Origin of the sequence: Xenorhabdus bovienii, from assembly GCF_024721015.1 — a bacterium.
In the GTDB taxonomy this organism is placed as follows: domain Bacteria; phylum Pseudomonadota; class Gammaproteobacteria; order Enterobacterales; family Enterobacteriaceae; genus Xenorhabdus; species Xenorhabdus bovienii.
The window spans coordinates 1-5,115 of sequence record NZ_JANAIF010000127.1; the positions used below are offsets into that span (position 1 = coordinate 1).

5 protein-coding genes and 1 tRNA gene are annotated in these 5,115 nt (G+C 38.4%); 1 reads left to right on the plus strand and 5 read right to left on the minus strand.

Features of this window, described 5'->3' with window-relative positions; translation table 11 throughout:
• Positions 1 to 142 precede the first annotated feature (142 nt).
• Positions 143 to 538, minus strand: coding sequence for a hypothetical protein (locus NXS07_RS18505; protein WP_258087371.1), 396 nt, complete (start codon positions 536 to 538; stop codon positions 143 to 145).
• Positions 539 to 917: 379 nt separating this feature from the next.
• On the opposite strand from NXS07_RS18505, the gene trhO reads away from it, so the two are divergent.
• Positions 918 to 1,976 carry an oxygen-dependent tRNA uridine(34) hydroxylase TrhO gene (gene trhO / locus NXS07_RS18510; protein WP_038197374.1) on the plus strand — a complete coding sequence of 353 codons (1,059 nt, stop codon included), beginning with the start codon at positions 918 to 920 and terminating at the stop codon, positions 1,974 to 1,976.
• 92 nt (positions 1,977 to 2,068) lie between these two features.
• Here trhO and NXS07_RS18515 read toward each other — a convergent pair whose 3' ends face one another.
• The 4 genes from NXS07_RS18515 to NXS07_RS18530 form a co-directional block, all read right to left on the minus strand.
• Complete coding sequence (locus tag NXS07_RS18515; RefSeq protein ID WP_038224099.1) at positions 2,069 to 2,662, minus strand: LuxR C-terminal-related transcriptional regulator; 594 nt, start codon at positions 2,660 to 2,662, stop codon at positions 2,069 to 2,071.
• Positions 2,663 to 2,877: 215 nt separating this feature from the next.
• Positions 2,878 to 3,132 (minus strand): biofilm formation regulator BssS, encoded by a 255-nt coding sequence (gene bssS / locus NXS07_RS18520; RefSeq protein WP_038197376.1) that lies wholly within the window; start codon positions 3,130 to 3,132, stop codon positions 2,878 to 2,880.
• Between the two features lie 235 nt (positions 3,133 to 3,367).
• Complete coding sequence (gene pyrC / locus NXS07_RS18525) at positions 3,368 to 4,420, minus strand: dihydroorotase (RefSeq protein WP_038197486.1); 1,053 nt, start codon at positions 4,418 to 4,420, stop codon at positions 3,368 to 3,370.
• A 236-nt stretch (positions 4,421 to 4,656) separates the two neighbouring features.
• Positions 4,657 to 4,732: transfer RNA gene (locus NXS07_RS18530), tRNA-Asn, on the minus strand.
• Positions 4,733 to 5,115: the final 383 nt, after the last annotated feature.

Genomic DNA, 5,115 nt, shown 5'->3' on the forward strand with positions numbered 1-5,115 from the left:
ACGGTGATGAACAAATTGGTTTTGGATTCTGATTGAAAACGAATAAGCCCCAGATAGAAAACTGGGGCTTATTCTTAACTTCATAGAATTAGAATAACTCCCTAGTACTTTCGTTTTGTTATCATTACTACATGCAGACAGATTATCGATTCATGTGGCCGTGAGTGTGAGATGAAATGATAAGGCCAACTTTATCGTCGGTTGCCTTGCCAACTTCGTCACATGATGAGCGGGGGCTCTCAAAGATATAGCCAGAATGATTGTGTCTATTGAGTATGCGAATTTCTTTTGTATTTTTTAGGTATGAAGTTTTGCCATCAAGCCAAAGTGGGCTACAGATTCCCATGTTAATGATTGCCTGATAAATGTCGTTGGATATCCGATCTTCATTCATCGTTAGTGTGATGACTTCTCCGTTATCACTGATTGATAGCGGTTGCCACCCTTGCATTGATTTTTGCAAAACTGAGTGGTTTGTTGATTGTGCGAAAGCACCGAATGAGATCAGTAAAAAAAACGTACAGGCGTATTTTTTCATTAAACTTCTACTCCTATGCTGATTTCAGCAATTTATTATTACTAATGGAATTAATTCATTGAATAAGCTTAGATAAATATTACAGATGATAGTTCATGGTCAAGATTGACCCCGTATAGATGTGAAGTCTATCTGATAGCTTGGATAGTCTGATATTGATAGATAAGCAAATTGGATTTAGTTTTTTAAGTAGGATGTGTATAGGGATTGATAGATCCAAGTCGCAGAAAAAAGTAATATTGTAGAAAATAAAACCCCGAGTGTGACTCAAGGGGTTTCTAGTTAAAATTGTCGATAATGGTCTAGTGTGGACACTCTGTGGACACAGGTAGACATAAATGTATAAATATCAATGAATTACAAGGATACTTTGAACACCATGTCAGTGTTACATAACCGTATTTCTAATAAAGAGCTGAAAGAGCGCATGTTAGCTGAAACTGAGCCGCGCACGACTATCTCTTTTTATAAATATTTTACGATTTCCGAACTACAGGCTTTTCGCGATAGCCTGTATCAAAAATTTACCGAGTTGTCTGTTTTTGGGCGGATTTACATTGCTAAAGAAGGCATCAATGCGCAAATCAGCGTGCCTTCTAAAAATGTTGATGCTTTGAAAGCGTTATTGGATGCGACTGATCCGGCTTTATGTCATTTGCGGCTGAATATTGCGCTGGAAGATGATGGCAAGTCATTTTGGGTATTGCGCATGAAATTGCGTGAGCGTATTGTTGCTGATGGTATCGAAGATGAAACCTTTAATCCATCAAGCACAGGCGAATACTTAAAAGCGGAACAGGTTAACCAAATGCTGGATGATCCTGATACCTTATTCGTCGATATGCGTAACCACTACGAATATGAAGTGGGGCATTTCGAAAACGCTATCGAAATTCCTTCAGATACATTTCGTGAGCAATTGCCAATGGCAGTAGAAATGTTGAAGGATAATAAAGACAAAAATATCGTTATGTATTGTACTGGTGGAATTCGTTGTGAAAAAGCTAGTGCTTACATGCTGCATAATGGTTTTGACAAAGTCTACCACGTAGAAGGTGGCGTTATTGAGTATGCCCGTAAAGCGAAAGAACAGGGGTTACCTGTCCGTTTTATGGGTAAAAACTTTGTTTTTGATGAGCGTATGGGTGAGCGCATTTCTGAAGATATCATTGCGCACTGTCATCAGTGCGGTACCGCCTGTGATAGCCATATCAATTGTAAAAATGATGGTTGTCACCTGTTGTTCATCCAGTGTCTCTCCTGCGCAGAGCGGTTTGAAGGATGTTGCAGTGATATTTGTCGGGAAGAGATGAAACTGCCTGAAGAAGAACAGCGTTTTCGTCGGGCGGGAAGAGAAAATGGGGCAAAAATTTTTAATAAGTCTCGCTATCGTTTAAATGATGGTCTGAATATTACATCACGGGAATCCATTAAGTGATAAATGTTTTTTAAGTGATAAGTTCGCGGCAATCAGAATGTTGGCGTAAATAGCATCTCATTATTTACGCCAACATTGTTACTTTAGAAGATTTAGCAGATATATTTAAAAATATTGTAAATAAAAAGTAACTCTATTTTGTTAGAAATGCCGATTTTTTCTATAATATGTCTTTTGTGTGAATAAACCGTACTATTGCTGATTTTTAGCATTTTAGCAATTTTATGTGTATCGGTCTCTCGCATCCAATAATGGATAATTCGATTTTCCTGAAGGCTGAAAATAGAACTTTGTGTATTAAAATTGGCAAAATAACGTTGAATATCGTGTTCTGCCATTTCTTTTATCCGAACCAATAATGTGCTGAGATTCCTTTTGGGTAAAATAAAATCCTTATTTGTCAATTGTATGCTCGTATCGCACAAGGGATATGGTTTGTCGATGTAGGTATAAATACGGGCATCATTAACTAACGAAATAAATAATTTCAGTTGTTCACAATATTCTCTGTGGTGGCCATAATTCGTCAAGTTCACTAAAATGACATCTGGAGAAAATACAGGCAAAATATTCATGGCGTCATGAATTGATACAGCCCCGATTGAGAAAATATCTATATTTTCTTTCAGAGATTCAATAATTCCTAAACGTGTATAATGGCACTTATCAATGACTAACAATTTCATTAACTGAACATCCTTGTTCTTCTATGGTTATTATTTAAATAAAAAAATGGCTTAATAATTAAGAATTAGGCGGATGAGAATGACTGTATGATACAGTATTATGAAGGATAATAAACTATGCAAATAATTCAGTTGGCTGATATTTGTTCAAATGTTCGAATTGGACACTCAACATACTGAGTGTCCAAATTATTTTCTAATGTTCAAGATGATTATTAATGTTTAATATGATCAAGCTGACTGTATTCAGATGCTTCTATCTTTTCAATCCCAGCCTGCAAAATGAGGATGAGTTGCTTGGCTACTCCTGTTGTCAACCACAATGTTTTGTCAATATTGACATTGCCTGGGGTTTGATCTTGGGAGGATAAGTAATGAAGACGTATCATCATTGCGTCATAGGCGTCGACAGTGCTGATGTCCCAACCTACAACAGGATGAGTTTGAATAATTTCATTTTTTTGTTCCATATAACCTCCTAATCAGACTACAGCATTCTTATTGATAGAATTGACTAAGAGCAGAAAATCTCATCAAGGATGAGCAATAGCAGTATAACCCTTTTTAGCAATCTAAGAAGGAGAAAGAGCGAGATTTTTTGCATTATCACTAATTGGGATTATTGTAAGGGATACCAACGACTTATTTAGGTAAGTGTAAACGTGCGAAAATAAGAACACTTTCCGCACGGGTAGCAGTAAAAAATTATTCACATACCTTTACTTCCCATCTGGCATCCTCGTCGGCCAGAAATGGGATTAATTTCTCATCACCGCATTCGATATACTCTGTGACTGGCGTAGGTTTACGTGTGAGTTCAACGAAGCCTTCATTAACGGGCAGACCATAAAACTTAGGGCCATTCAAAGAGCAGAATGCTTCAAAGTGAGCTATTGCCTCCATTTCTTCAAAAACGGTGGCATAGGCTGCAAGAGCAGTAGGCGCATTGAAGACGCCCGCACAACCGCAGGAAGATTCTTTGCGATGCTGTAAATGAGGGGCTGAATCTGTTCCCAGAAAGAATCGATTACAGCCACTGGCTACCGCGGAACGCAATGCTTCTTGATGGATATTGCGCTTTAATACCGGTAAACAGTAGAGGTGAGGACGAATACCGCCAACCAACATGTGATTACGATTAAACATTAAGTGTTGTGGTGTCAGTGTTGCCGCTAATTTATCATTGCCTGAAAGAATGTATTCGGCGGCTTCCTTGGTTGTAATATGCTCAAAAACAACTTTCAATTCAGGAAACTGCTTACGCAATGGTTCCATCACCTGCTCTATAAACCGAGCTTCCCGATCAAAAATATCAATATGGGATGCAGTGACTTCACCATGAATCAGCAGAGGCACTCCCAATTCTTCCATGGTTTCCAATAAGGGATAGATCTTTTTGGTATCAGAAACACCGTGGCTGGAATTGGTTGTTGCATTGGCCGGATAAAGTTTACAGGCAGTAAAGATCCCTTCTTTATAACCAATTTCAATTTGTGAACTGTCTGTTGAGTCAGTCAAGTAGCAGGTCATGAGGGGTTGGAAATGATGGTCTGACGGAATGGCGGCAATTATCCGATCCCTATAGGCTTTGGCACTGGCAACATCTGTCACTGGAGGGGCTAGGTTGGGCATGACAATAGCTCGGCCAAAGAAACGGCTGGTATGAGGAACAATGATTTTTAGCATATCATCATCGCGGAAATGGACATGCCAGTCGTCAGGGCGGCGGATTTTAATTGTATATGATTCAGTGGTCATGGAACCGGCTCCAGAATATAAGTGGAAAAATGATGGATGCTGATTCAGCACTCCTTAAGCCGGAGGAGGATGATAAAACGAAAATAGCTAAATAGCTATTATTGAATGATAAAATTCTATGAATTTTGAAAAATTAATATTTTAAATATTATTTGCTAGGGTAGGGTATTCAGAGGAAATTTATCGTATCAAAAAACGGAAAAAATAGAAGTAATAACACGAGGGTGAATTGAATTTGGCTCCTCCAACTGGACTCGAACCAGTGACATACGGATTAACAGTCCGCCGTTCTACCAACTGAACTATGGAGGAATTCCTTCAAGACGGGGTGCATACTAACGGTAGTTTTCACTTTTGTCAAAGGAGAAAATAACAATAACCATTTGTTTGCTGATAATCTGTACTTTGTGAGGTTTTTTTGGACTTTTTTGTGTTTACTGGGGATGTATCAGAAAAACTGCCGACATAAATGGAGTAAGCAGAGGCAATAAAAGTAGGAGGTGATAGTAAGAATGTTGCAATGTCGAGAGATACATAGTGAAAAACCAACTTTCAAAGGAAAAGTGGCGGAAAGGGAAAATGCTAGGCTGTGTCCCTTAATGTAAATTGATAGTATTCTCATCTAAACTGTTTTCAATACGGGAAAAAGATGATGGCACGCTACGACATTCCTGATGACGCATGGATAGTGATAG